At 61.6% G+C, this 25,043-nt stretch carries 23 protein-coding genes and 4 tRNA genes; 7 read left to right on the top strand and 20 right to left on the bottom strand.

Annotated features, from left to right (window positions below):
• The 4 genes from ABGT83_RS04035 to rpsB all read right to left on the bottom strand — a co-directional run bounded on the left by ABGT83_RS04035 (position 1) and on the right by rpsB (position 4,781).
• Complete coding sequence (locus tag ABGT83_RS04035) at positions 1 to 1,314, bottom strand: LCP family protein (RefSeq protein WP_239926618.1); 1,314 nt, start codon at positions 1,312 to 1,314, stop codon at positions 1 to 3.
• 188 nt (positions 1,315 to 1,502) lie between these two features.
• Positions 1,503 to 2,792, bottom strand: a complete 1,290-nt coding sequence (gene murA, locus ABGT83_RS04030) for a UDP-N-acetylglucosamine 1-carboxyvinyltransferase (RefSeq protein ID WP_103265654.1) — start codon at positions 2,790 to 2,792, stop codon at positions 1,503 to 1,505.
• 163 nt (positions 2,793 to 2,955) lie between these two features.
• On the bottom strand, positions 2,956 to 3,822 hold the full coding sequence (gene tsf, locus ABGT83_RS04025) for a translation elongation factor Ts (protein ID WP_346686067.1): 867 nt from the start codon (positions 3,820 to 3,822) through the stop codon (positions 2,956 to 2,958).
• 113 nt (positions 3,823 to 3,935) lie between these two features.
• Positions 3,936 to 4,781 (bottom strand): 30S ribosomal protein S2, encoded by an 846-nt coding sequence (gene rpsB, locus ABGT83_RS04020; RefSeq protein ID WP_346686066.1) that lies wholly within the window; start codon positions 4,779 to 4,781, stop codon positions 3,936 to 3,938.
• A 394-nt stretch (positions 4,782 to 5,175) separates the two neighbouring features.
• Between rpsB and yihA the strand changes: the two genes are divergently transcribed.
• Positions 5,176 to 5,769, top strand: coding sequence for a ribosome biogenesis GTP-binding protein YihA/YsxC (gene yihA, locus ABGT83_RS04015; protein WP_346686065.1), 594 nt, complete (start codon positions 5,176 to 5,178; stop codon positions 5,767 to 5,769).
• A 136-nt stretch (positions 5,770 to 5,905) separates the two neighbouring features.
• On the opposite strand, the gene ABGT83_RS04010 is transcribed toward yihA, so the two are convergent.
• Complete coding sequence (locus ABGT83_RS04010; RefSeq protein WP_103265658.1) at positions 5,906 to 6,811, bottom strand: NAD(+)/NADH kinase; 906 nt, start codon at positions 6,809 to 6,811, stop codon at positions 5,906 to 5,908.
• Between the two features lie 210 nt (positions 6,812 to 7,021).
• On the opposite strand from ABGT83_RS04010, the gene murJ reads away from it, so the two are divergent.
• Positions 7,022 to 9,040, top strand: a complete 2,019-nt coding sequence (gene murJ / locus ABGT83_RS04005; protein WP_346686064.1) for a murein biosynthesis integral membrane protein MurJ — start codon at positions 7,022 to 7,024, stop codon at positions 9,038 to 9,040.
• Positions 9,041 to 9,191: 151 nt separating this feature from the next.
• Here the strand turns inward: murJ and map are convergent, their stop codons facing one another.
• A complete protein-coding gene (map, locus tag ABGT83_RS04000; protein ID WP_103265660.1) occupies positions 9,192 to 9,962 on the bottom strand; it encodes a type I methionyl aminopeptidase in 771 nt (256 codons plus the stop codon).
• A 258-nt stretch (positions 9,963 to 10,220) separates the two neighbouring features.
• Between map and ABGT83_RS03995 the strand changes: the two genes are divergently transcribed.
• Positions 10,221 to 11,531, top strand: a complete 1,311-nt coding sequence (locus ABGT83_RS03995; RefSeq protein WP_346686062.1) for a hypothetical protein — start codon at positions 10,221 to 10,223, stop codon at positions 11,529 to 11,531.
• A gap of 444 nt (positions 11,532 to 11,975) precedes the next feature.
• Here the strand turns inward: ABGT83_RS03995 and rplA are convergent, their stop codons facing one another.
• The 11 genes from rplA to ABGT83_RS03940 form a co-directional block, all read right to left on the bottom strand.
• On the bottom strand, positions 11,976 to 12,689 hold the full coding sequence (gene rplA, locus ABGT83_RS03990) for a 50S ribosomal protein L1 (RefSeq protein WP_103265662.1): 714 nt from the start codon (positions 12,687 to 12,689) through the stop codon (positions 11,976 to 11,978).
• Positions 12,690 to 12,776: 87 nt separating this feature from the next.
• Positions 12,777 to 13,280 carry a 50S ribosomal protein L11 gene (rplK, locus tag ABGT83_RS03985; RefSeq protein ID WP_346686060.1) on the bottom strand — a complete coding sequence of 168 codons (504 nt, stop codon included), beginning with the start codon at positions 13,278 to 13,280 and terminating at the stop codon, positions 12,777 to 12,779.
• 110 nt (positions 13,281 to 13,390) lie between these two features.
• The gene (gene nusG, locus ABGT83_RS03980; protein WP_103265664.1) at positions 13,391 to 13,921 is read right to left on the bottom strand and encodes a transcription termination/antitermination protein NusG; all 531 of its coding nucleotides are present in this window, start codon (positions 13,919 to 13,921) and stop codon (positions 13,391 to 13,393) included.
• A gap of 14 nt (positions 13,922 to 13,935) precedes the next feature.
• Positions 13,936 to 14,391 carry a preprotein translocase subunit SecE gene (gene secE, locus ABGT83_RS03975; RefSeq protein WP_157938966.1) on the bottom strand — a complete coding sequence of 152 codons (456 nt, stop codon included), beginning with the start codon at positions 14,389 to 14,391 and terminating at the stop codon, positions 13,936 to 13,938.
• A gap of 110 nt (positions 14,392 to 14,501) precedes the next feature.
• A tRNA-Trp gene (locus tag ABGT83_RS03970) sits at positions 14,502 to 14,578 on the bottom strand.
• 25 nt (positions 14,579 to 14,603) lie between these two features.
• Positions 14,604 to 14,753 carry a 50S ribosomal protein L33 gene (gene rpmG, locus ABGT83_RS03965; protein ID WP_103265666.1) on the bottom strand — a complete coding sequence of 50 codons (150 nt, stop codon included), beginning with the start codon at positions 14,751 to 14,753 and terminating at the stop codon, positions 14,604 to 14,606.
• Between the two features lie 102 nt (positions 14,754 to 14,855).
• On the bottom strand, positions 14,856 to 16,058 hold the full coding sequence (tuf, locus tag ABGT83_RS03960) for an elongation factor Tu (RefSeq protein WP_103265667.1): 1,203 nt from the start codon (positions 16,056 to 16,058) through the stop codon (positions 14,856 to 14,858).
• Positions 16,059 to 16,145: 87 nt separating this feature from the next.
• Positions 16,146 to 16,222 (bottom strand) — tRNA-Met (locus tag ABGT83_RS03955).
• A 9-nt stretch (positions 16,223 to 16,231) separates the two neighbouring features.
• Positions 16,232 to 16,307 (bottom strand) — tRNA-Thr (locus tag ABGT83_RS03950).
• A gap of 5 nt (positions 16,308 to 16,312) precedes the next feature.
• Positions 16,313 to 16,397 (bottom strand) — tRNA-Tyr (locus ABGT83_RS03945).
• A gap of 190 nt (positions 16,398 to 16,587) precedes the next feature.
• Positions 16,588 to 17,100: a YbhB/YbcL family Raf kinase inhibitor-like protein gene (locus ABGT83_RS03940; protein ID WP_346686057.1), complete on the bottom strand. Its 513-nt coding sequence runs from the start codon at positions 17,098 to 17,100 to the stop codon at positions 16,588 to 16,590.
• Positions 17,101 to 17,348: 248 nt separating this feature from the next.
• Between ABGT83_RS03940 and ABGT83_RS03935 the strand changes: the two genes are divergently transcribed.
• The gene (locus ABGT83_RS03935) at positions 17,349 to 17,855 is read left to right on the top strand and encodes a DNA-deoxyinosine glycosylase (RefSeq protein ID WP_346686055.1); all 507 of its coding nucleotides are present in this window, start codon (positions 17,349 to 17,351) and stop codon (positions 17,853 to 17,855) included.
• Positions 17,856 to 17,914: 59 nt separating this feature from the next.
• On the opposite strand, the gene putP is transcribed toward ABGT83_RS03935, so the two are convergent.
• From putP to ABGT83_RS03920, 3 genes are all read right to left on the bottom strand, one after another.
• Positions 17,915 to 19,477 carry a sodium/proline symporter PutP gene (gene putP / locus ABGT83_RS03930; protein ID WP_346686054.1) on the bottom strand — a complete coding sequence of 521 codons (1,563 nt, stop codon included), beginning with the start codon at positions 19,475 to 19,477 and terminating at the stop codon, positions 17,915 to 17,917.
• A gap of 183 nt (positions 19,478 to 19,660) precedes the next feature.
• Complete coding sequence (locus ABGT83_RS03925; RefSeq protein ID WP_103265671.1) at positions 19,661 to 19,843, bottom strand: hypothetical protein; 183 nt, start codon at positions 19,841 to 19,843, stop codon at positions 19,661 to 19,663.
• A gap of 439 nt (positions 19,844 to 20,282) precedes the next feature.
• Positions 20,283 to 21,179 (bottom strand): LysR family transcriptional regulator, encoded by an 897-nt coding sequence (locus ABGT83_RS03920; protein ID WP_346686053.1) that lies wholly within the window; start codon positions 21,177 to 21,179, stop codon positions 20,283 to 20,285.
• Between the two features lie 76 nt (positions 21,180 to 21,255).
• Here ABGT83_RS03920 and ABGT83_RS03915 point away from each other — a divergent pair, with 76 nt between their 5' ends.
• The 3 genes from ABGT83_RS03915 to ABGT83_RS03905 all read left to right on the top strand — a co-directional run bounded on the left by ABGT83_RS03915 (position 21,256) and on the right by ABGT83_RS03905 (position 24,897).
• Positions 21,256 to 22,059, top strand: a complete 804-nt coding sequence (locus ABGT83_RS03915) for an enoyl-CoA hydratase/isomerase family protein (RefSeq protein WP_346686051.1) — start codon at positions 21,256 to 21,258, stop codon at positions 22,057 to 22,059.
• 65 nt (positions 22,060 to 22,124) lie between these two features.
• On the top strand, positions 22,125 to 23,399 hold the full coding sequence (locus ABGT83_RS03910; RefSeq protein WP_103265674.1) for a CaiB/BaiF CoA transferase family protein: 1,275 nt from the start codon (positions 22,125 to 22,127) through the stop codon (positions 23,397 to 23,399).
• Between the two features lie 100 nt (positions 23,400 to 23,499).
• Positions 23,500 to 24,897: an MFS transporter gene (locus tag ABGT83_RS03905; protein ID WP_103265675.1), complete on the top strand. Its 1,398-nt coding sequence runs from the start codon at positions 23,500 to 23,502 to the stop codon at positions 24,895 to 24,897.
• The last annotated feature ends 146 nt before the right edge of the window (positions 24,898 to 25,043 follow it).

Here is a 25,043-nt window from a genome sequence, read left to right as displayed (position 1 = left end):
CTACGCGGCAGGCCTCCAGTCTTCACCGAGCACCACGAGCACATCGGTATCGAACGTGTAGAAGTCGCCTCCGTTCACAGCTCGCCCTGCGGAGAGCGCCGTGATGATCGTCTGCGCTGCCGGAAGAAACGTCTCGTCCTTGTACACGATGAGCGTCTCATGGTAGGCGAACGAATCAGTATTGCCCGTTTCGACCACGTTGAACCCCTTCTCGGCCAGCACGTTCGCAATCTGCGAGGCACCTCCGGTGACGCCCGAGCCGTTGCGCACGGTGATCGTGAAACTAGCAGGATCAACCTGGGCGACAGCCTCATGCGCAGCAGGGTCTTCCCCCGCCGAAACGATCTCCATCATGGCATCGCGGTCTTCCGATCCGACTGCATAATAGGTTGCTTCGTCGCGCTCCAGCTCGTAGCCCGGCAGAAGCGCTCCAAACACCGCCTCCTTCTGCATACCGCGCAGCGTATCCGCTAGGGAGAGCGCATCGGCGGCGCTCATATCCGTCTGGAACGTCTCGTCTGCCGCGTCGAGCAGCTCAAGGAACCCGAACGTCCCTTCGTCGAGAAGCCGCAACGAGAGCGCTGCCAAGAACATGCGCTGGTTCGCCGTCTGAGCCTTGAGGCCGTCGGTAAAGTTGTTGGCGCGCAAGAACGTCAGCGCTGCCTGACCGTCGAGCGTCTGGGTCCCCGGCCGCAAATACACGTCTCCGGCCGTCGGATCATCCACTTCTTCGCCCACGTTTACTTCGATGCCGCCAAGCGCGTCGACCAACCCGACGATGCCCGCCGCATCGATCTTGACATAGTGAGACACCCGCACGCCTGTCAGTTTCGCGACTGCGTCCACCAGCGCGCCGTCGCCGACTGATGCCGCATCGCGAAGTTGATGGGTCTTGCCATCTTTGAGCGTGATCTGCGTGTTCGCAGGCACCGACACAAGAGTCGCCGACTTCGTACTCGCATCGATGCGTACAAGCGCAACCGCATCGGGTCCTTCTAGGGCTCCCGGCGAACCAGCAGCATCCAGATCGGCGGCGACAACGGCATAGAACGCTCCCGATTCATCCGGAGCTGCCAACGCCGAGGTGACATCGGAGCCCTTCAAAGCCAGCTTCGCGTCTATCGAACCGAAGAACGTCGCAACGCCTACGCCAGCCGCCACACCAACCACCACGAAGCAGCAGACAAGCGCGATGGCGATGCGACGAATGCGCGCGCGGCGTTGGATCTCTTGAGCGAACTCGCGTCGGCTCACCCGCTTTGCGTACTGCGAGCCGCTTTCGCGCGACGCGGTCTCCGGGATGATGGTTTCCACATAGCCCCTCGTCGCGCGGCGCTGCTTTCGTGCGCTCGAAAAGCTTACGGAGTCGCCGTTCATGCGACGCGAGGGACGCCCGCCCGCTGCGTGCGTGCCGATAGTCGCCGTGCGCAGACGACGCGACGTCGATTTTGAGCGGGATGCCGTGATCCCCTTTTTGCGCTTGTTGACCATGCAACCGTCCGTTAGCGAAGCTCGGACGAGCCATCGACCGCCATGCGCACGATGTCGGCGCCCAGCGAGGCGAGCTTGCCGACATAGTCCTCGTAGCCGCGATCGATATGGCGAATATCGTGAACGCGCGTCTCGCCTTCCGCAGCGATGCCCGCAAGGACAAGGGCGGCGCCCGCGCGCAGATCAGTGGCCGACACATCAGCACCCTGCAGTACCTCGACCCCCTTGATAAGCGCATGATGATCTTCGATGGCGATATCGGCGCCCATGCGCATGAGTTCGGCAGCGAACATGAAGCGGTTCTCGAACACATTCTCAGTCACGACCGACATGCCTTCGGCGCGCGCTGCGAGCAGCATGAACTGCGCTTGCAGATCGGTTGGGAAGCCAGGATGAGGTAACGTTTGGATGTCGATGGGCTCAAGCGGCTGCGTGCGACGCACGGTGATCCAGTCGGCGCCCGTCTCAACATCGCAGCCCATCGCGCTGAGCTTCATGAGCGCCACCCGCAAATAGGACGGGTCAACCCCATGCACCGTCAACGGTCCTCCCGTGAGCGCCCCGCCGGCCAGGAAGGTGCCGGCCTCGATACGGTCGCCCACCGTCGTATGCTCGCAGGGGTGTAGGTCGTCCAGCGAGACGCCCTCGACCTCGATGATAGCCGAACCTGCGCCGCTCACCCGCGCTCCCATGGCAACCAGCATGCTCACCAGATCGACGATCTCCGGCTCGCAAGCCGCGTTCTCGATCACGGTCGTGCCCTCGGCCACGATGGAAGCCATGAGCAGGTTCTCCGTCGCGCCCACGCTCGGAAAATCGAGCACGACGTGCGTGCCGACCAGCCCGTTGGGCGTCGAAGCTTCCAGAAAGCCATGGTCGATGCCCAACTTCACTCCGAGAGCCTCAAGCCCCACCAGGTGAATATCAATCTTGCGCGCCCCGATCTGGCACCCGCCTGGCATGGCCACGCGAGCGCGTCCGAAACGCGCGATGAGCGGCCCGAGCACCGAGATGCTCGCGCGCATCTTTGACACCAGCTCGTAGGGCGTTTCACACTCGTCAACCGAGGTCGTGTCCACCACGAGGGTGTGCCCCCTGCGCTCCACCGTCGCTCCAAGACGACGCATGACCTCGGACATGATGTCGATGTCTGAAATGAGCGGAACGTTGCGGATAACCGAGGCGCCTTTACCAAGTAGCGACGCAGCCATGAGCTTGAGCGCCGAGTTCTTGGCCCCCGACACCGAGACGTCGCCGCTCAGCGTGTTGTTTCCTTGCACGATGATGATTTCTTCAGCCATGAAAGCAAGCCCTTCATGCCCGGGCCGGTCCGGGCTGTCGCTCGTCTATCGTTCGCGCGCCGATTCAGACGCGCTGCTTCGCACCTTGCCATTATAGAAAGTGGAGGCCCGCACGAAGCGGGCCTCCACAGCGAAAGCAGAAGAGCAGGCGGGGGTTTGATCCTTACGCTTCTTCCCCGAGCACGAAGCGCTTGAAGTCGACGATCGCAATCTCGCCACCCAGATTCTTCGCGACCTCAGCCGTGTACTCGCTCACGGACTGGTCGGGATTCTTGACGAAGGCCTGCTCGGTCAGCGTGCTCTCCTTGAAGAACTTCTCCAGGCGGCCGGTTGCCATCTTCTCCTGGATGGCCTCGGGCTTGCCCGACTCGGCAGCCTGCGCCATGTAGATGGCCTTCTCATGCTCGACGATGGCCGGGTCGACGGCCTCACGCGTCGCGGCGACCGGAGCCGCAGCGGCAACCTGCATGGCCACGTCGCGGCCGAACTGCTTGAAGCCGTCGGAGGAGGGATCGATGCCATCGACGTCGAACTGCACGAGCACGCCGATCTTGCCGCCGCCGTGGATGTAGGACGATACGGCGCCGCCCTCCACCACTGCGAAGCGGGCGAGCTGAATGTTCTCGCCAAGCGTGTGGATGGCGTCGGTCACGACGGCCTCGACCGTCTCGCCGTCGGCGTCGGCAGCCTTGAGCGCGTCAAGGTCGGCCGGCTTGGCGGCAAGCGCGGCGCGAGCGATCTTGTCGGCGTAGGCTTTGAACTTGTCGTTCATGCCCACAAAGTCGGTCTCGCAGTTGAGCTCGACGACGGCACCGGATCGAGCGTCGTCGGAAACGATGGCCATGACGGTGCCCTCGTTGGTGGCGCGGCCGGCCTTCTTGGCGACGGCGGCGAGACCACGCGTACGCAGCACGTCGACGGCGGCATCCACGTTGCCCTCGGCCTCGACGAGGGCCTTCTTGCACTCCATCATACCAGCGCCGGTCATCTCGCGGAGCTCTTTGACCATGGAAGCGGTGATGTCTGCCACGTTGTTCCTTTCTCTCTCAAAGCCACAGCCTTTCGGCGTGGCGCAGGGGGGGTTCGAGCGCCGTCTCGCGCATCGGCAAGACGGCGCATTCAATGCATCGGTGCGGACTGCTGCTATTCGGCGGCCGGAGCAGCGGCCTCTTCGGCAGGAGCAGCAGCGGCCTCGGCGGCAGGAGTCTCAGCAACAACAGGCGACGCGGGCGCGGCCTCGGGGGCAGCGGAGCCTTCCGGCGCGGCCTCGGCGGCACCGGCACCGGCCATCTCAGCCACCGTCACGGGCGCACCCACCCCGGCGATCACCGCATCGGCGATGAAGTCGGCCAGCAGGCGCACCGAACGGATGGCATCGTCGTTGGCGGGAATGCCGTAATCCACATCGTCCGGATCGCAGTTCGTATCAAGCGTGCCCACCACGGGGATGTCGAGGCGGCGCGCCTCGTGGATGGCGATAGCCTCACGGTTCGTGTCAATGACGAACACGGCCTCAGGGGCTCGCTTCATGTTGCGGATACCGTTGAGGTTGGTCTGCAGCTTGGACAGCTCCTTGCGCAGCAGGATCTGCTCCTTCTTGGGCAGCACGGCCATGCGGCCGTCGGCCTCCATGGCCTCCAGCTCCTCCATGCGGGTCACGCGCGAACGGATGGTGACAAAGTTCGTCAGCATACCGCCGAGCCAGCGAGCGTTCACGTAGGGCATGCCGCAGCGGTTCGCAGCGTCGGCGACGGCCTCCTGAGCCTGCTTCTTCGTGCCGACGAACAGTACGGTGCCGCCCTTCTTGGCAAGCTCGGACACAAAGGTGTACGCCTGATCCAGGCCCACGAGCGTCTGCTTGAGATCGATGATGTAGATATCCCCGCGACTACCGAAGATGTACGGCTTCATCTTGGGATTCCAGCGGCGCGTCTGATGGCCGAAGTGGCTGCCCGCATCGAGCAGCGTCTTAATGCCGACTTTCGTCATGACTCTCTCCATTCGTTAGTCCTCTGCTCGCGGTCATCCCCAGCATCCGCAGCCTTTTTCGGTTGGCCACTGGCGGAGCGGGTCGCACGAGCATGTGTAATAAGAAACTGCAAAATCTTACCACAGCGCTGGAGAATTACAAGAGGTTCGTGAATATCCCACAGAGGAGCAAGGCGGGATCCTGGAGCTCCCGGCAACGCAAAACTCGGCGACACTGCAAATTCACCGCCGTTTCGCAGCGCAGAGATGCAGAACTCGCGGACTATGCGATGCGACGGTCCTTGCCGAATGCGCGAGAAAGCGACCGAATGCGCTGGAAGGTTCTCCTCCGTGATGCAGGGCTTTTCAGGTACCATGGGTTTTGCATAGACCCGCCCCGCTAAGGAGCTTTGCCATGAACATCAACAACGTCGCCTTCGAGCGGTCGTTCGGTATCTCGTCGCAGCTGCCGCCTTCCTCTTTGCCTGAAATCGCGTTCGCGGGGCGCTCGAACGTGGGCAAGTCATCGCTGCTGAACAAGCTGTTCAACCGCAAGAGCCTGGCGAAGGTGTCCCAGACCCCAGGCAAGACCGCCACCATCAACTTCTTCTCCTGCGACGGCGTGCGCTTCGTCGACCTGCCCGGATACGGCTACGCCAAGGTATCGAAGGCGGAAAAGGGCCGTTGGGCAGAACTCATCGAGGGGTACTTCAACCAGGAGCGCAACCTGGCCCTAGTCGTATCGCTCGTGGATATTCGTCACGCCGCATCGGACCTTGACGAGAACATGATCGCCTTCCTTCAGGACGCGCAGCTGCCTTACGCCGTAGCGCTCACGAAAGCCGACAAGCTGAGCCGCCAGCAGCAGAAAAAGCAGAAGGCCGCGCTCAAGCGGCAGCTCGCGCTCGACGAAGACGTGCCGCTTGTCGTGTGCTCGTCGGAAAAGGGCGACGGCATCGACGAGCTTCGCGCGCTCATCGGCGCCGCCGCGCGCGGCGGCGCGGTCTAGCGCTCATCGGCCCATACGGACGGGCCGATGAGCGCGTCTCTGCCCTCGATCGGAACCGCCGGCGTCTTTCGCACCTGCGGACTTCCCGCACGGGCGCGGGAGAGCGAGTACCGGTCGCCACCGAGCGCGGTCTTTCCTAGAAGAACACCCGCGATGCCTGGGCGTAGAAACTTTCCTGTTGATAGCGTAGAAGCGTAGTGGGTCGATCGCCCTTGCGCACAATCACGCGTGCAACAGGCCGGTCGAATGCGAGCGCTTCGCCGTCTGCGAACAGCGCAGCCTCGCACCGACTCGCCTCGCCTGCCAGCACGATCTCGACGACGTCGTGCTGTTCGGTTACGATCGCGCGAGAACGCAATGTGTGAGGTGCGAGCGGAACCACCACGAGACCGCGATATCCCGGAGCCACCAAAGGCCCCCCTGCCGAGAGCGCATAGGCCGTCGATCCCGTAGCCGTCGACACCACCACGCCATCGCCGCGCATGGACGCCACATGATCGCCCGACAGCTCGACTGAGAAGTCGACGATGCGTCCGGACGCCCCCCGAGCGACAGCGAGCTCGTTGAGTGCGAAGTAGGATCGAAACTCGCCGTCCACGGGTTGCGCCAGCCTATCCCCGTCGAGCAAGTTTTCCTCCTCGTCCCCTTCGCACACCACATCGATACGCAGATTCGCACGACGCTCGGCAACCACGTCGCCGGAAAGCGCCGCCGCAACCACCGCAATCACACCCGGCTCGCTCGAGTTGGCAAGAAAACCCAGATGTCCGAAGTTGATGCCCATGATCGGCACGTCGATGCCCGACACGAAACGAGCCGTCCTGAGAATGGTGCCGTCGCCGCCCAGCACGATAGCCAGATCGATCGGGTTCGCCAGACGCTCGTCGAGCGGCGCGCCGCCATCGAGACTGGCGTAGGCAGGCAGCTCCATGGAATCCAGCATCAAACAATCGATGCCTTGCGATGACAGGTAGGTCGACAACAGCAGCGACGCATCGAGCGTGTTCGCGTTCGCCTTGTTCACTACCACGAGCACCCTCATGCCTGCCTCCTCGTCGCGACGCGCACGAATCGCCCGTCGGCGCTTCGCGCGGATTCGTTTTCGTTCTTTACATGAATTTCGATCATCGGAAAGTCCGATTCTCTCATTATAGGCACGTTGGCCTAACCGGCTTAGGGCGCTCCTCTCATGTTCGCCAAAGCTTCACGGGTCGTCACGCTCGGGTTGAGCACAAGCACAGGAAGGGGTTCGATGAGCGCACGGAACGGCCACATGCGCATGGACGGCATGCGGAGCCCAACCGGCTCGTCTGCCGAGTCCACGTCGGCATCTTCCGAAGCAGAGGCTCCGCACGCCTCCGTGGCGCGCTCCACCGCGCTCATGTCCATAGCGACGCTCGGATCGCGCGTCACCGGGCTCGTGCGTACGTGGGCGATGGCCTTTGCCCTCGGCAACACGTTCGTAACCTCGGCCTATCAGATAGCAAATACGCTGCCCAACGCCATCTATGACCTTGTCGCCGGCGGCCTGCTGGGCGCCGCGTTCATCCCGGTGTTCCTTTTGCAGAAGGAGAAGTTTGGCCAGGAAGGCGGCAACCGCTTCGCCGGCAATATCCTCAACCTGACCATTGTCGTGATGGGACTCCTCTCTATCCTCGCCACCGTCTTCGCGCCCCAGGTGGTCGCAACGCAGACGTTTACCGTGGGCAGCGAGGCGGAAGTCACCGAGTACGCTGTGCTGTTCTTCCAAATCTTCGCCGCGCAGATCGTGTTCTACGGCATCGGCGGCGTGGTGAGCGGCGTGCTCAACGCTAATCGCATCTACTTTTTGCCTGCGCTTGCGCCGGCGCTCAACAACATTGCGGTCATCGTGTCGCTGTTCGCCTACGTGCCCCTGTCCTCCTTCGATCCCATGCTCGCCATCATCGTGCTCGCCGTCGGAACGACGCTTGGCGTTGTGGTCCAGTTCGTCATACAGATACCGGCGCTTCTGAAGACCGGATTCAGGTTTTCGCTCCGCATCGATTTGCGGGATCCGGCGCTCGTCGACGCCCTCAAGATTGCGGGCCCCACGTTCATCTACGTCGTAGGCACCCTCGTGTCGTTCTCATTTCGCAACGCCTTCTCGCTTCAGGCGGGCGCGGATGGCCCGGCCACCCTCGCCTACGCATGGATCTGGTACCAGCTTCCCTATGGAGTGCTGGCTGTATCGCTATCGCGCACCATGTTCACCGAGATGAGCGAGGCTGTGGCGCGCGAGGACTGGAAGGGCCTGCGCCGGCACGTAGGAACGGGGATTTCCGGCACCCTCTTGCTCATTATCCCGCTCGCAGGACTCATGGCCGCGTTGGCCACCCCGCTCATGCAGCTGTTCCAAGCGGGCGCCTTCGGAGCCGAGGATGCGGCCCACGTTGCCTCCATTCTCGCGCTCTGGGTGCTTTCCCTGCCCTTCTATTCAGTGCTCAAGTACCTCTATAACGTGTTCGCGAGCATGCGCAAATTCGTGGCATACACCGTGGTGAACCTGCTCATGATCGTCGTACAATGCGCCTTGTACGCGCTGCTCTGCTCGCCTGAAATCCTCGGCCTGGCAGGCGTCCCCATCGCAGATCTCGCGTACTACGCAGGATGCTGCATCATCATGCTCGCAATCCTGTACCGCCGCATTGGGTCATTTGGAATGAGATCGATCCTCTGGTCAAGTGCCCGAGTGCTCGTCGCTGCCGGTATCGGCGTCGTCGTAACGCTCGGCATTTCGATGCTCCTTCCCGCCGGCTCCGGCATGGCCTTGGGCCTTCTGCACCTTGTCGTCTGCGGCAGCATCGGCCTCGTAACCGTGTTCGGGCTGTGCGCGCTCCTCCGCGTTCCTGAAATGAGCGTCGTCACCGACCTGCTGCACAAAGTCGGCAGCCGCTTGCGCAAACAGCGCAGAACTGCTCCCGCGGGCGGCAAGCCCGCAGAAGCGCAGGCCCGCGAGGCCGCCCAGACTCGGGAGCATCGGCGCGGGCGCGCAGGAGCGGCCGATTACCGACACGAGCACCCGGCGCTGCCGCGCGGCAAGCACGCGCGCCCTGATCACGCGCTCGGAGCCGGGGACGACGCCGATGATGGGACGCTCGAAAGCATCGGATTAGCCGAGACGGCCGAGGTACGGCTCTCGCCTGCGGAAAAACACGCTCAACATGCGGCTGCCCCAGCCTCTGGCCCCGAACCGCTTCCACCTGATGCGACCGGCGCCATCATGAAGCGTGCACGGCACGCCAAGAAGTAATCTCCCTGCACTCGATTGGCTGCGCGCGGCGGATGCAAAGCCGCGAAACCGGTAGGAACGCGGCTGGATTCGAACCCCCTCGAACCGGCTCATCGCCGCGCTGTATACCGAAAGGCCAGCCTACAGCGCGGCGACTCAGGGCAACGAGCGCCTAGAGCGGACGACGATACCCCTCCTCGGTTGTCAGTATCATCGGGCCATGCTCAGTGACAGCCACCGTCTTCTCGAAGTGGGCCGAAGGAAGCCCGTCGCGCGTGCACACAAGCCAGCCGTCAGGCATCGAACGCGTCTTGTGCGTGCCCAGATTGATCATGGGCTCGATCGCCAGCACCATGCCCGGCTCAAGCTTTATCCCGGTATGCTTATGACCGTAATTGGGAACGTTGGGGTCTTCGTGCATATCGCGGCCGATACCATGACCCACGTACTCGCGCACGACGCCGAAGCCTTCCGCTTCAGCGATAGATTGCACGGCATGTCCGATGTCGCCCAACCGATTGCCGGGCCTCGCGGCGTCGAGACCCGCCCACATGCACTGCTCGGTCACCTCCAAAAGGCGCTTTTTCTCCGGCGAAACCTTCCCCACCGCATACGTCCAGGCGTTGTCACCCACCCATCCGTCCACGATGGCGCCCGTGTCGATAGAGATGATATCGCCCTCCTTGAGCACGACGTTTGCCGATGGGATACCGTGCACAATTTGCTCATTCACCGAGGCGCAAATGGAGCCGGGAAAGCCACCGTAGCCCTTGAACGCAGGGATGCCGCCCTCCGCTCGAATGAGAGTCTCGGCCAGCTCATCCAGCTCGAGCGTCGACACGCCCGGCCGCACATGCGCGCCTACTTCGCGAAGAACCCGAGCCGACACGCGTCCCGCTTCCTTCATGGCCTCGATCTCGGCCGGTGTCTTCCTGATGATCATGCCTGCCAACACCTTCCCACATGCTCTGTTCGTTTGCCGCCGCCCAGTATAGCGCCCCGTCGCGCCGAATGCCATGCCGAGACATGGCACCACGCCGAGCCCGAAGGGGCCGAATCCATACCGTAACGTCCCGCGAACGCTCCGGAAACGCCCGTTCGCACGCCCCCTGCATTCCACGTGTGCGTCTCTAGGATGAAGCAGAATCCGCGTCCGCGCCAAAGAGCCGGAGCACATGCACTGAGCAAAGAAGGAGGCTCTATGAACCCGTTTGAGCAGAAGCCCAAGAAGTCGTTGATGGAGATGATTCCCACCTGGAAGCAACTCGCCGTCAAACCATACAACAAGCTCGAAGCCGACCCTTATACGAAGGCCCGTATCATCCTCATGAACGGCATCGAGGTCGAGGCCGCGCTGTTCGGGCATAACTTCCAGCGCCACTGCGAAAACAATGACCTACGCCGCGATCTTGCCTTGTGCCGCCGCATGGAGCAGGAGCAGCAGAAGCGCATCAACTGGATGAGCCCCTCGGACGAGTCTACGCTCGAGCTCACCATCGGCTACGAGCACCTCGCCGTCGACCTCACGGCGTGGCTTGCCATGCACGAACCCGACGAGTACGCCAAGGCCTGCATGGACTTCGCGCTACTCGAGGACTTCGACCACCTGTACCGCTATGCTGATCAGCTCAAGTTCGACGAGGATATCCCAGCGCACAAGCTTGTGCGCGACTACGTGGAGATCACGCCGGGCCGCCCAACCATTGCGCATCACCGCCATCCGGCAGACTCCGTCCGCATGCCCCGCAACTCCAAGACAGGCGACATGCGCACGACGCTTGGAGCGCTCATCTTGACCGCCGGCGAACAGCAGACGATGAACTTCTATATGAATCTGGGCAACACCGTGCCAGAAGGCCCCGGCCGCGACCTGTACCAGGAGATCGGCATGGTCGAAGAACAGCACGTGACACACTACGGCTCGCTCATCGATCCGTCCATGACGTGGCTCGAGATGATGCTGTGGCATGAGTATCAGGAATGCTACCTGTACTACTCGTTCTACGAGACCGAAGTGGACAACTACGTCAAGAAGATGTGGGAGATGCACTTCGAGCAGGAATGCATGCATCTTGCCATGGTAAGCGACCTTCTGCAGAAGTACGACGGCACCGAGTATCAGCAGATCATCCCCGACGGCGAGTTCCCCGAACTTCTGGACTTCCATCCCACGAAGGACTACGTGCGTCAAGTGCTGGCCGAACAGGTCACGCTCACGGCTCAGGACGAAGAGTTCGCGGACATTGACGACGTCCCGAGCGACTTCCGCTACTTCGAATGGAACGACGCGGTGAACGGCCGTACCCAGGACGTCCCGAGCCACAAAGCTATCCGCCAGCTCATCGAGAAGGATGGCGAGGACTATCGTTCCGAGGACGCCAAGAGCCCCATCCCCGAGCTGCGCAACCGAAAGCAGGACGATACAAAGCTCGCTCGCGTGCAGGGCTACGGGAAAAAGGCCCACGAGGTCGAACAGCAGGCTAAAGAAGAGCGCGAAGCTGTGCTCGCTTAATACGCACTCGGCATGCATGCGCTGCCGGCTCATTCGGCCCGAACGCCCAAGCGCCCGCGGGATCCGCGGGCGCTTTTATTGTTCTTCTTCGAGCCCAAGCAAACGCGCGGAGCGTCCGCCCTTCCCTCCTGGCACGGCGTGCCCATGTTCAGCACGGACCGAGCATCGGATTCGTCGCACAGCACTCTTGAGATTCGGCACCATGGCGGCCTTGTGGTCGTTGTCCAGTCCACCATGTTCTTCACAGACGGCTCGACCAGCCCCTCCTTCAGCGCGGCCGACGCTTCCTTGCAGTGCGCGCGTCAACGGTGGTGCCCAACGCTCACCTGCGCAGAGCGCCTCGTGTCCATCACAAATGTTTCACGTGAAACATTTGTTCTACTGCTCGCACAAAAAGAGAGGAGCCCGGAGGCTCCTCTCTTTTTGTGCGTATCAGCCAAAACGCTATTCAGCGGCCGCTTCCGTGTAGCCGCGGGTCACGCCGGAGTCCACCTTCACGCCGGGGCTCATCGTGGAGGAAACCGTGACGGATTTCACGTACTTACCCTTGGCAGCGGCCGGCTTCATGCGCAGAATCTCATCGTACACGGCGCCGTAGTTCTCTGCCAGCTGCTCGGCAGTGAAGCTCGCCTTGCCGAGAATCACATGCGCGATGCCGTAGCGGTCGGCGCGATATTCCACGCGGCCGCCCTTAAGCTCGTTGATAGCCTTCGCCACGTCGTTCGTAACGGTGCCGAGCTTGGGGTTCGGCATAAGGCCGCGGGGGCCGAGAATCTTGCCAAGACGGCCGACCTTGCCCATCTGATCGGGCGTGGCAACGGCGGCGTCGAAGTTGAATTCGCCGGCCTGAATCTGCTGCACAAGCTCGTCGGTACCCACGATGTCGGCACCGGCTTCCTCGGCGGCACGGGCAGCCTCGCCCTCGGCGAACACGGCCACGCGCACGGTCTTGCCCGAGCCGTTCGGCAGACTCACCGTACCACGGAGCTGCTGGTCAGCCTGACGCGTGTCAATACCCAGGCGGAAGTCGGCGGAAACGGTCTCGTCGAATTTCGCCGTAGCGATCTCCTTCACGAGCTTCATGGCCTCAAGAGGCGCATACGGGGTGTCCGCAACCTTCTCGACGGCGGCGCGATAGTTCTTGGACAACTTGGTCATGGTGCTTCCTTTCGTGGTTCGTAGCGGACGCGCAAGCGCCCTTCCACTTGTACGTTCAGGGTCGAAACCCTTTTACAACCTGCGTAACTAGTCTTCGTCGAGCGTCTTGCCCTGGAGCATTGCCGCCACCTTTTTGGACGGCACGTACTTCTTCTTCATCTCACGGCCTTCGATGCGCACTCCCATGCTGCGCGCAGTGCCGGCGATGATCTCCATGGCGGCTTCAACGGTGTTGGCGTTGAGATCGGGAAGCTTGAGCTCGGCAATCTCGCGAAGCTGGTCCTCGGTGAGGATTCCCACGGGCTGCAGCTGCGGAAGGCCCGATCCGCTCTGGATGCCAAGCTTTTCCTTGATAAGCACGGCCGCCGGAGGGGTCTTGCAAATGAAGGTGAACGACTTATCCTCATACACCGTGATCTCGACCGGGATGATAGTGCCGGACTGATCTTGCGTCTGGGCGTTGAACGCCTGGCAGAACTGCATAATGTTGACGCCCTGGGCGCCAAGCGCAGGGCCGACCGGAGGAGCCGGGTTTGCGGCACCGGCCGGAATCTGCAGCTTGATAAAGCCGGTTGCTTTCTTTTCAGCCATTGAACTATCCTTTCAGCTGAGCACAATTCTCAAACCTATATCAACAAAGCGGATGCTGTCGAATGAGAAGCCCCGGTCCACGCGGGCACGCGACACCGCTTGTGTTCGCGCTAGATCTTGGCCACCTGATCGAACGAAAGTTCGACGGGCGTTTCGCGTCCGAAGATGGAAACCATGACGCGCACTTTGCCGGCGTCGGGAGACACCTCGGACACCACCCCGTCGAACTCGGCAAGCGGCCCGGAAACCACCTTCACGGACTGGCCCACTTCGAGGCTCGAAGACACAGCCGGCTTCTTCTTGACATCCGTGCGCTTCATGATCTTGTTGTACTCGTCGCGCGTGAGCGGCGCGGGATTGCCGTCGGCCCCCACGAACCCGGTCACGCCGGGAGTGTTGCGAACCGCAGCCCAGCTGCGGTCGTCCAGCTCCATGCGGACGAGCACGTAGCCCGGAAACACCTTCTTCTCGCTCTCGACGCGACGGCCACCCTCTTTGATCTCGGTGACCATCTCCGTCGGGATCTCGATGCCGAAGACGTTGTTCTCGAGGCCCATCGTTTCGATACGCGTCTCAAGGTTTTTCTTGACCTTGTTCTCGTATCCTGAGTACGTATGCAGAACGTACCATTTTTTAGACACTGCGCGTCACATCCTTAGAACGGCGACGGTATGGCGGAAATGCCCATGAGGATGAGCGTGGAGATGTTGTCGAACGCGTACGTGAACACTCCGAAGAACACGAGGGCGACGGTCACGACGATGCTCCAGCGCAAAACATCCTGTTTTGTCGGCCACGTCACGCGCTTCAGTTCAGCACGCACATCTTTAAGGAACCCGAAACGCCGCTTTTTCGGAGCCGGCTTCTTTTCGCTCTTTTTTTCGACGCTCTTGCTCGGGGCCTTCTCCTGCTTGTTGCCGTCTGCTGCGGATTCCGCGCTCTTTTCCGACTTCTTAAAAAGCCGCTTCTTGGGCGCCTCGGTTGCGGCGGCACGGGCCTCGGCGTCCTTCTTCGCCTCGGCAGCGGCGACTTCTGCGGCGCGCGCTTGCTCCTTGCGGGCAGCACGGGCAGCGGATGCCTTCGCTCGCTGTGTCTTTGATTTCTTCGCCATCTGCTTCCTTAACCGGGGGATTGTGTATCCGTCTAAACGCCAAACAAGCAGCCTGTTTTCAAGCTGCTCATCGAAGCAACCTGAACGCAAGCTGCTCATAGCAATCGAGCTGGCAGGCCAGGAGGGACTCGAACCCCCAACATGCGGTTTTGGAGACCGCCGCTCTACCAATTGGAGCTACTGGCCTATTGCTCGTGCAAACCTCTGATGCGCTATCGAGTCTCTTTGTGCACGGTATGGCACCGGCACCACTTGCAGTATTTCTTCAACTCGAGGCGATCAGGATTGTTCTGCTTGTTCTTCTTGGTCGTGTAATTACGGCGCTTGCACTCCGTACACGCCAAGGTGACCAACGTACGCATGAATTCTCCTTCTGCCTTGTCTCGAAAACGAGCTCGATCGCATACACATGAATCTCATGAGCGGGGCCCGCGCAAGCGGGCCCCGCAGAATGCCGAACCGTGTTACTTGATGATCTTCGTCACGCGACCGGAGCCGACCGTACGGCCGCCCTCACGGATAGCGAAGCGCAGGCCCTCTTCCATGGCGATCGGGTGAATGAGCTCGCCCTTGATCTCCACGTTGTCGCCCGGCATGACCATCTCGGTGCCCTCGGGAAGGTGGGCAACGCCCGTCACGTCCGTCGTGCGGAAGTAGAACTGCGGACGGTAGCCGTCGAAGAACGGCGTGTGGCGGCCGCCCTCTTCCTTCGTCAGGATGTAGACCTGGCCCTCGAACTCGGTGTGTGGGGTCACGCTACCGGGCTTGCAGAGCACCTGGCCGCGCACAATCTCTTCGCGCTTGATGCCGCGGAGCAGGCAGCCGATGTTGTCGCCGGCCTGGGCTTCGTCGAGCAACTTGCGGAACATCTCGATGCCGGTGCAGACCGTGTTCTGGGTCTCCTTGATGCCGATGATCTCCAGCGGGTCGTTCACGTGCAGCGTGCCGCGCTCCACACGGCCGGTGGCAACGGTGCCGCGGCCGGTGATGGTCATGGTGTCCTCGACGGCCATCAGGAACGGCTTGTCGATCATGCGCTCCGGCGTCGGGATGTAGGAGTCGACAGCCGCCATGAGCTCCCAAACCTTCTCCTGCCACGCTTTGTCGCCCTCGAGGGCCTTCAGAGCGGAGCCGCGGATGATCGGGGTGTCGTCGCCCGGGAACTCGTAGCTGTCGAGCAGCTCGCGAACTTCCATCTCGACGAGCTCGAGGAGCTCTTCGTCGTCGACCATGTCGCACTTGTTGAGGAAGACCACGATGTAGGGGACGCCGACCTGACGGGCGAGCAGGATGTGCTCGCGGGTCTGAGCCATCGGGCCGTCGGTGGCGGCGATAACGAGGATGGCGCCGTCCATCTGAGCCGCGCCCGTGATCATGTTCTTCACGTAGTCGGCGTGGCCGGGGCAGTCGACGTGCGCGTAGTGGCGCGTGTCCGTCTCGTACTCGATGTGGGCGATGGAGATCGTGATGCCGCGCTCACGCTCTTCGGGAGCCTTGTCGATGTTCTCGAAGGCCGTGAAGTCGGCATGCGCGGAGCCGTGGCTGCCGTCGTTCTCGGACAGCGTCTTGGAAATGGCGGCCGTCAGGGTCGTCTTGCCATGGTCGACGTGGCCGATGGTGCCGATGTTAACATGCGGCTTGGAACGCTCGAACTTCTCCTTAGCCATGTGTCATCCTCCTTATAGGGATTTGCTCTCGTGAAAGAAAAACAAAAAATAGCGACGCGCCCGCACAAGCGGACGCGATGAATACAATGGTAGCGGTGACTGGATTTGAACCAGTGACGCCACGGGTATGAACCGTGTGCTCTGACCAACTGAGCTACACCGCCAGGTAAACGTGGAGCCTGCGATCGGACTTGAACCGACGACCTCTTCCTTACCAAGGAAGTGCTCTACCGACTGAGCTACACAGGCGAAAATGGTGGGCGCGCTAGGATTCGAACCTAGGTAGGCATAGCCAACGGGTTTACAGCCCGTCCCCTTTAGCCACTCGGGCACACGCCCCTGTTTCGCTGCTTCAATTCATGTGTATTTTCAAGCTGCCTGCCGCGCTTCGAAATGCTTTCCGAACACGCGAGCAGGAGAATGATACGCTACGATCTTCGGCGTGTCAACCGCTTACACGCCCCCGGGCGTCTCTCCACTATTCCTCCTTTTCTCGACCTCGCAGCCCAGAGAACCGAGCGTCTTCCGCTCACGCGCGGCTCGGCAGATCGAGAGATGCTTCAGCCAGCACGTGACCGCGAATCGCCCGGCGAAACTCGTTCAGGTAATACCCGTCCGCAAGGTCGAGCTTGCAGTCGAGCGCATACAGGGTGAGCGTGTAATCATGCGTCTTGTCGGGCGGCTGCGGGCCCACGTAGCGATGGATAAGGGCAGGATTGGTGTGGCCTCCTGCGAACGGCGAGAAATCGCTGTTCGAGCCCTGCACGCACGGAATGGCACCCGCAGCGCTCGCGTTCTCAGGAATGAGCCTCGTCTCGGGCGGGAAATTGCAGGCAATCCAGTGTATCCAGCAGAAGCCGCCGACCGGGATAGCGTCCCAATCCAAGAACGTGAGCGCGAGAGACCGTGCGCCGGCAGGCACGCCCTCGATACCAATGGGAAACGAGCGGATGGGATGGCCTTCCAGTTGGTATTCAATCGGCGCGTACTTGCCGTAACGGTCGGGCAGGAGCCCGTTCTCCAGATCAACCGATATGCGCATTGCGATCCCCTTTCCGAAAAGCCCATATGCAAAGCCGCAGAGGGCGGCGCGCACGTTCGCCAGGCTCGACCGCCGGCGGCCAGGCTCGACCGCCGACACCGCATCTCTGCGAGCGCCTTCAAGACGCGTATATATAGTATAGGCGAACCGTGGGCGCGAAACATGCCGGCATGCATCTGTTACGATCGTGCTTCGCTTATCGCCATCGCCCTTTGGGCACACGGCTCACCGACCGAAAGGAAGCCTCCATGGGCGGACCGAATCGCATCACGCACCCGCTCAAACCTATCTTCGACGAGCGTTCGCGAGCGCTCGTCTTGGGGACCATACCCTCCCCCGCCTCGCGAACGGCCGGCTTCTACTACGGGCATCCGCAGAATCGCTTTTGGAAGGTGCTCGCAGCCCTGTTCGCCGAGCCGGAGCCTCGCACGATCGAGGAGCGCACGGCGTTTCTTGTGACGCACGGCATTGCGCTCTGGGATGTTCTTGCCTCGTGCACCATCGAAGGCGCCTCAGACGCGAGCATCGCCAACCCGGTGCCCAATGATCTGTCCGTCATCATCAACGCTGCTCCCGTAAGGACCGTATTCACCACCGGCGCAAAGGCGTCGGCGCTCTACCGCAGGTTCAACGCCCCGCTGCTCGAACAGCTACCGCATATCGCTCTGCCGTCGACAAGTCCCGCGAACGCCCGCATGCGCCTGGCCGACCTTGTCGAGGCGTACCGTCCTCTACAGAACGCGCTCCGCCCGTAGGGGACGGAGCGCGTCGTGCGCAGGTCGCCCAACGCACGCAACGTCGGAAACCGAGAATGTTACACGTCGAGTTCCATATACGTGTCGAACTCCTCTTGGACCTCCTTGGAGGGCTCCTTTGTGAGCAGAGACACCACGACGATGACGACAAGCGCCACCAAAAAGCCCGGGAGCAGCTCGTACACGCCAAACCAACCGCCGAGCGGGCTCACGAAGTTGTTCCAGACGATGACCGTAGCAGCACCGGACACCATGCCGGCAATCGCACCGGGAAGCGTCGTGCGCCGCCAATAGAGCGACAGCAGCATGAGCGGTCCGAACGAAGCACCGAAGCCGGCCCAGGCATAGGACACGATGGTGAAGATGGACGAATTCTGATCGAGCGAGATGAAGATGCCGAAAAGGAGCACAGCCACCAACGTCAAGCGCGCCACGATCATGACCTGGCGATCGGTTGCGTCGCGTTTGATGAGCCCCTTGAAGATATTCGTCGCCACGGCCGAGCCGGAGATGAGAAGGTACGACGAGGACGAACTCATAGCGGCCGCGAAGATGCCCGACACGACCAATCCGCAGAAGAACGAGGGCAGCAGCATGTGGGAGAGCACGATGAACACGCTTTCGGCAGCCGACTGAGTAAGGAACTCCGTCGGGATGACCGCGCGGCCGATGAGGCCGATACACACGGCCGACGCGAGCGAAACCACGAGCCAGATCATGGCGATCATACGAGACTTCTTGATCTCATTCGAATGGCGCACGCTCATGAAGCGCACGAGCACCTGCGGCATGCCGAAGTAACCAAGGCCCCAGGCCAATCCCGACACGATGGTGATAACGCCATAGGTGCCGGCGTCGGCGAACAACGGAGCTCCGTTCTCCACGATCTGATTGCCGGCCTCGTCCAAAACGGGCGTGGCTATTTCGGTGCCCGACAGGAAGCCGGGGATGGCCTGCAAAAACGCCACGGTGTTGTCGACGCCGCCCGCCGCGGCCACCGAGCCGATGAACACGGTCGCCAGCGCGAAGAACATGAGCGTTCCCTGAATGAGGTCGGTCGTGCATACCGAAAGGTACCCGCCCATGAACGTGTACAAAAATACGATGAGCGCGCCGATAACCATCATGGTCGCGTAATCCCAGCCGAAGAGCGTGGAGAACAGTTTTCCGCAGGTGACAAAGCACGAACCGGTATAAATACTGAAGAACAAGAGGATGATGATGGCGGCAATGGTCATGAGGATATGCTTGTCATCGTGAAAGCGATTTGAGAAGAAGTCCGGCACCGTGATGGAGTTGTTCGCCTTCTCGGAGTACTTGCGCAGGCGCTTGGCCACGAATTTCCAGTTCAGGTACGTACCGATGGCCAAACCGATAGCCGTCCACATGGCATCCGATGCGCCGGTGAAGTACGCGACGCCCGGCAAGCCCATGAGCAGCCATCCCGACATGTCAGACGCTTCCGCCGAGAGCGCGGTAAGCCACGGTCCCAAGCCGCGTCCGCCGAGAAAGTACTCCTCGCTCGACGAGTTCGATCGCTTCGCGTAGATGAAGCCGATGACCACCACCACGATAAAATAGATGAGCATCGCGAAAACGACCCAGAAATCATTGGAAACCATGGGCGGTTCCTTCCCCTCTCCTCGGACATGTCGACCGCAACGGGCAGATTATACGGCAAGGCGCGCCCGAGGATCGCGACGTTTCGACAGCGTGCAGGCAAAACGGCCGATACAGGCAATTCGCTGTCGGGAAAAGGAGGTGACGCGGCGGACGGATCAGGCCACCGCGTCGTCAACACCTGTCTAGTGTTCCGCCTTCTCGGGATGGCCGTGCTCGTTCTGCCAGCGATCCCAGGTGGAGTAGCAGATGGCAGCCCGTTGCTTCTGGTCGGGATACTCATCCTTCTCGTAACGGGTAATGTGCTCCATGCATCTCGAAATGTACGTCTCTTTCTTCTCGTTCGCACGCGGGTCAGGAATGGGCATGGTAGCCTCCTTTCATCGGGTGGCCTCCATCCTACGCACACCGGTCGGAGACGGAACAGCCGAGCGTCGGTTGGTTGCAGCGGTTAGCAGAGCTGTCACGAAGCCGTGGCGCGCCCATGCGTCGCGGTCATCCGAGCGAACGCCGACCGAGTCCGCGCATAATCAGAAGCCGCTTTGGCCAAAGGCGCCGAAGGATGCGCTTCCGATGTTCCCTATCGCGGTTACGGACGACCGTTAAAACCCAAAATTTGAGTAGTTTTCATCAAGGTGAAAACGCTAAATTTTACGTTTTCAAATAATGCATCCCATTGTTAAAAAGAATCGATGTTCTTCCGCTTTGAATGGGTTTACCTTGTCTGGAAGCGGGTATCCCAAAGCCCGATCAGCCGCGAACCCGCAGTCGCTCTTTGACAAAGCGAAAGAGACAGAACATGCAGGTTCACAGTTCGCCTGCACAGTATGCAACCGCGAGATCGATGAACGTATCGACGACGAGAGGCCGCACGATGTTCGTTTTGGAGCAGATATAGAGCTGTCTGAACGCTTTGGGCGCCTCGGCTATCTGCACGAGGTTGACTTCGTTGCAGTACGAATCGAGCAGCCACGATCGGCACGCGATCGCCATGATGTCGGGGTTTCCCGCCACGATGGACGCGAGCGTTATCTCGTCGGCGTACAGATAGTCGATCGAAAGGTCGTGCCCTTCGACGAGCTTGACGAGCTCGGGGCCGATAGGTCCTTTGAGGTTATACGATATTAGATAGTGATCGCGCAGCTCTTCAAGGGAAACCTTCGAACGCGAGCTGAAGGGATGAAGGCGGTTGACCACCAGCGCAGCCTCCTGAGTCCAGCACGGATCGAACCTGATCTCGGGATCGGGTCCCATCGTTCCGGCGAAAGCGACATCCACCACACCGTTTTTGAGGTTTTTAAGCAGAGCAGGCGTAGTTGACTGCTTTACGTTGATACGGATAGCGCCATGCGTCCGCTGGCGAAATTCGTAGATGATCCGCGACCAGTCCTCATCCTGCACGGAGTAAATGGCACCGATGTTGATTTCGGTTCGATTGAATTTGCCCTGCTTCTCGCGCAGAAGGGCCACGCCGTTGTCGAGGAAGTGCAGCGACGTGGCGACGTACTCGTAGAATGCGCGCCCGTCCTTGGTCAGCTCGACCGCGCCTTTCTTTTTCTCAAATAGCGACACGCCGAGCTCTTTCTCAAGCTTACTGATGGCAAGAGAGAGTGTCGGCTGGGTGATTGACATGATGCGGGCCGTGTCGTTTCGGCTCCCCGTTTCGACGAGCGACTTGAAGTAGTAAAGATGATCGAGGTTCATAACACCCCCTTATCGTTAGGGGCATGATACCACCCCCCGTCAAGAAAACGGGGGCACGGCGGAAGAAGGAGGAAGCATGGCAGGACCCGAATTCGACTTCGACAACATCAAGACAACCGAGGACGATGGAGTGTACGTCATCACCCTGGATCGCCCGGAAGCGCGCAACGCCATCAACTCCGCGATGTGGGCGGAACTCTGCGATGCGTTCGCCTACTTCGACCGCTCCGCCGATTTGGCGGTGGCCGTGCTGACGAACACGGGAAAGGTGTTTTGCGCCGGCGCGGACCTCAAGGAATACAATGCCAAAACGCTCGCTCCGCCCGCAGGGCGCGAAACCTGGGGAACAGGAGGCATGACGCGGCGCTACTGGAGCAAGCCCATCATCATCGCTGCAAACGGCAAAGTGGTCGGAGGCGGCGCCGAGATGCTGCTTGCAAGCGACCTCGCCGTCATCAGCGATGACGCGACGATATCGTTTCCAGAGGTCAAAAATGCACTTTTTCCCGGAGGAGGAGGCGCGCCGCTCAGGATCGGCCGCTCAATCCACCTTAAGCACGCCGTAGAGCTGCTGTTGACTGGACGTCCCATCGACGCGCAAACGGCGGTGCAGTGGGGTCTTGCAAACCGCGCCGTACCGGAAGACAAGCTCATGGATACAGCCCTCGACCTGGCTCAGGCCATCATGGCGAACGGACCTTTGGCGGTGCGCATGACCAAGCGCGCCGTCTACGACTGCATGGACAAGAGCTTCATCTCTGAATCGGACGGATGGCGCATGATGGAGGAGCTGAACGAGCAGGCGAAAAACTCCGAAGATGCGCATGAGGGCACCTCGGCGTTCATGGAAAAGCGCCCACCCGCTTGGAAAGGGCGCTGACAAGTCTATGGCGCGCAGTTTTCTCGACATGAAAGACGAGCTTCAGAAAAGAGAGGGATGAGCTTATGCGAGGGCTGGAAGGAATCAAAGTGGTCGAACTCACCGGATACGTCGCCGCGCCGGCGTGCCCGCGAATACTCGGCGAGATGGGGGCGACCGTCTACAAGATCGAGCCGGCCTCGGGCGACGAGTACCGGACGAACGGCCCTGCCTTCGGAATGCAAAAAACCGACATCGACGATCCGGCGTTCGACTTTGCCTCGCTGAACAAGAACTTCCTGAGCGTCAACCTGAAAACCGAGGAGGGCATGGCGTTTCTGCACACCCTTTTGGCCGACGCCGACATCATGCTCACGAGCTTCCGCGACAAGGCGCTCAAGAAGCTCCACCTCGACTGGGAGAGCGTTCATGCACGCCACCCCCATCTCGTATGGGGGCAGGTACGCGGCTACGGCGAATACGGACCCGAAAAGGATACGAAGGGATTCGACGCGACCGCCTACGGCGCGCGCGGCGGCTACCTGGCCAGCTTGTCGCAAGCCGGCGATCAGCCTATCAATTGGCCCGCGGCGATGGGCGACTGGAACACGTCGTTGGCTATCACCGCTGGTCTTCTGGGCGCGCTCGTGCGCAAAGACCGGACGGGCGTCGGCGACAAAGTGACGGTCAACCTGTACCATTGCGCGCTCTGGTCGCTGCAGATGATGCTTGGCGGCACACAGTTCGGCGATACATGGCCCAAGTCCCGTTACGACGCCACGTGCCCGACGAACAACACCTACTGCTCCAAGGATGGGATCTGGTTTCTCATCTGCTTCGGCAGCTACGACCTGTTCTACGAGCACACGATGCGAGCCATCGGGCTCGATCGTATGGTGGGCGATAAACGCTACGATACCGCAGAGGCCATCAACGATGGGAGCGGTCGCAACGCCGAGGTGGTCAGGATCATGGAGGAGCAGTTTCTCACCCGGGACTGGGAGTATTGGGAGCCGGTGTTCAAGGAGAAGGAAATCCCTTATCAACGTCTGTTCCGGCCCGAGGACGTGCTCAAAGACGAGGAGGCCTACGCCAATGACATCCTCCGTCCTTTGGAATACGATGCATTCGGCACAAAGGTGCTGCCCACCTCCCCCATCCGCTTCGACAGCCTGGGAGACCCCGTTCTGCGCAAGAGCCGACCGATCGGCTACGATACGGCCCGCATCATGCGAGCGTACGGCTATACCGACGAGGATATCGAGCGCCTCGACGGAAGCGCCGTGATCTGCTACGACGGCCCCGAGCTACCCGCGTCGGCACTCGAGCCAAGCTTTGGTCCCCGCTCCAAAGATCGGTAGCGAGAGATGCTACGCCGATCGCGCGCATCGCCGAGAAATGGGGCTGTTAAGCAGAGGGGATGCGGCGATCTTCGCAACCGCAACACGATAAGGAGGAGTCATGTCAGCTGAGAAAATAGCCAGGCAGGGCCTCACCGCCCGCCACATCGGCGTCGTGGTCACCATGGCGCTCACGCTCCTGACCGCCGTGGGCATCATCTTCACGGCGGCGGGCCTGTGCTACCGGCCGGTCTCCGAGCACTTCGGCGTACCGGTCTCGCAGGTCTCGCTCTACATCACGTTCGTCTACCTCGGCCAGATGGCGGGCGCGGCGCCCATGGGCTACCTGTTCGACAGGTTCAGCGCCAAGTCGGTGTGCGTCGCGGCGGCCCTCATGGTCGTCGTGCCCTACATGGGCTTCGCATTCTACCCGGCCATCTGGTGCTACTGGGTGGCGGGTTTCGTCATCGGGCTGGGACTGGTGTGCATCGAGTTCACGATGACCGCCGGCATCCTCTCCCGGTGGTTCCACACCAACTACGGCACCGTCACCGGCATCGTGTTCGCGATGACGGGCGTGGGCGGGGTCGTCTGGAACATCGTCGGGCAGTTCGTGCTCGGCCCGGAGCTTGCGGGCTGGCACACGCTCTACCTCATCTTCGGCGTGGCGATGGCGATCGGCACTGTGCCGTTCATCGCGATCTTCGTCAAGCGCACCCCGCAGGAGTGCGGAACGCTGCCCTATGGCATGCCGCTTGACGCCGCGGCGCAGGCCGCCGAGCTCGAGGCGGCGGGCGAGCAGGCCGCCGAGGAGCCGGGGTTCCGCGCCAAGGAGGTCCTCAAGATGCCCTTCTTCTGGACGCTGCTTCTGGGCGCGGGCCTTCTGAACACCATCACCACCATGTCGCAGCTCTTTGCCACCTACGTGCAGTTCCTTGGCCACGACGGCTGGGGCGGACAGGCGCTCGTGGCACTGCTTTTGCTCTCGGGCACCCTTGAGGCCTTCGCGAGCGCCGGGCAGGGTGGCGGCAAGGTGCTCATCGGGTTTGTCGAGTCGCGCTCCATCGTGGCCGCCCAGGCTATCGGCTACATCGGCGGCGTGATCGGGCTTGTGCTCATGTGGTGGCTGCCCCAACTCATGGGCGAGGCGGGCATCTGGCCCATGTTCTGCAGCGGACTGTTCTACGGCCTGGCCTACGCCTGCTCGACTGCGATGCTGCCCTTCCTCGTGCGCGAGGTGTTCGGCGGGCGGGACTTCGACAAGATCTACTCGTGGATGATCACCGTCTTCAACGGCATCGGGGCGCTCGGGGCCACCGGCTGGGCGCTCGTGGCCGAGGGCTTTGGCTGGCACGGCTTCTTCATCGGAGGGCTGATCGTGCTCACGGTGACCTTCGGGCTTTTGCTCTACACCTGGAAGGCGGGGGACAAGGCGCGCCGAAGGGCCTGGTACAAAGACGACGCCCAGCTCGCCGCGGAGGCGGCGGCCGAGGCCGAGGCTGCGGCCGAGGGCGCCTAGGGCCTGCAGGGCTTGCCGGGCGCGGGGAGGGTCGCCCCTTCCCGCCCCGCGCCCGGAGCCCCGTCTCGCCCCCTGCCGCCCCGCGCGCCGGCGGAAACGGTATCGACGCCCGCCGGGCGAATCCCTATACTGGAACGGTATGTTCG

Source organism: Enteroscipio rubneri (genome assembly GCF_963929405.1).
GTDB classification, from domain to species: domain Bacteria; phylum Actinomycetota; class Coriobacteriia; order Coriobacteriales; family Eggerthellaceae; genus Enteroscipio; species Enteroscipio rubneri.
This window is presented reverse-complemented; position numbering and strand designations above follow the sequence as displayed.

What these genes read in the sequence shown, in the direction of transcription:
- murA (WP_103265654.1), bottom strand. Translation starts at nt 2,792, where the DNA reads ATGGCTGAAGAAATCATCATCGTGCAAGGAAACAACACGCTGAGCGGC.
- rpsB (WP_346686066.1), bottom strand. Translation starts at nt 4,781, where the DNA reads ATGACGAAAGTCGGCATTAAGACGCTGCTCGATGCGGGCAGCCACTTC.
- yihA (WP_346686065.1), top strand. Translation starts at nt 5,176, where the DNA reads ATGAACATCAACAACGTCGCCTTCGAGCGGTCGTTCGGTATCTCGTCG.
- ABGT83_RS04010 (WP_103265658.1), bottom strand. Translation starts at nt 6,811, where the DNA reads ATGAGGGTGCTCGTGGTAGTGAACAAGGCGAACGCGAACACGCTCGAT.
- murJ (WP_346686064.1), top strand. Translation starts at nt 7,022, where the DNA reads ATGAGCGCACGGAACGGCCACATGCGCATGGACGGCATGCGGAGCCCA.
- map (WP_103265660.1), bottom strand. Translation starts at nt 9,962, where the DNA reads ATGATCATCAGGAAGACACCGGCCGAGATCGAGGCCATGAAGGAAGCG.
- ABGT83_RS03995 (WP_346686062.1), top strand. Translation starts at nt 10,221, where the DNA reads ATGAACCCGTTTGAGCAGAAGCCCAAGAAGTCGTTGATGGAGATGATT.
- rplA (WP_103265662.1), bottom strand. Translation starts at nt 12,689, where the DNA reads ATGACCAAGTTGTCCAAGAACTATCGCGCCGCCGTCGAGAAGGTTGCG.
- rplK (WP_346686060.1), bottom strand. Translation starts at nt 13,280, where the DNA reads ATGGCTGAAAAGAAAGCAACCGGCTTTATCAAGCTGCAGATTCCGGCC.
- secE (WP_157938966.1), bottom strand. Translation starts at nt 14,391, where the DNA reads ATGGCGAAGAAATCAAAGACACAGCGAGCGAAGGCATCCGCTGCCCGT.
- rpmG (WP_103265666.1), bottom strand. Translation starts at nt 14,753, where the DNA reads ATGCGTACGTTGGTCACCTTGGCGTGTACGGAGTGCAAGCGCCGTAAT.
- tuf (WP_103265667.1), bottom strand. Translation starts at nt 16,058, where the DNA reads ATGGCTAAGGAGAAGTTCGAGCGTTCCAAGCCGCATGTTAACATCGGC.
- ABGT83_RS03940 (WP_346686057.1), bottom strand. Translation starts at nt 17,100, where the DNA reads ATGCGCATATCGGTTGATCTGGAGAACGGGCTCCTGCCCGACCGTTAC.
- ABGT83_RS03935 (WP_346686055.1), top strand. Translation starts at nt 17,349, where the DNA reads ATGGGCGGACCGAATCGCATCACGCACCCGCTCAAACCTATCTTCGAC.
- putP (WP_346686054.1), bottom strand. Translation starts at nt 19,477, where the DNA reads ATGGTTTCCAATGATTTCTGGGTCGTTTTCGCGATGCTCATCTATTTT.
- ABGT83_RS03925 (WP_103265671.1), bottom strand. Translation starts at nt 19,843, where the DNA reads ATGCCCATTCCTGACCCGCGTGCGAACGAGAAGAAAGAGACGTACATT.
- ABGT83_RS03920 (WP_346686053.1), bottom strand. Translation starts at nt 21,179, where the DNA reads ATGAACCTCGATCATCTTTACTACTTCAAGTCGCTCGTCGAAACGGGG.
- ABGT83_RS03915 (WP_346686051.1), top strand. Translation starts at nt 21,256, where the DNA reads ATGGCAGGACCCGAATTCGACTTCGACAACATCAAGACAACCGAGGAC.
- ABGT83_RS03910 (WP_103265674.1), top strand. Translation starts at nt 22,125, where the DNA reads ATGCGAGGGCTGGAAGGAATCAAAGTGGTCGAACTCACCGGATACGTC.
- ABGT83_RS03905 (WP_103265675.1), top strand. Translation starts at nt 23,500, where the DNA reads ATGTCAGCTGAGAAAATAGCCAGGCAGGGCCTCACCGCCCGCCACATC.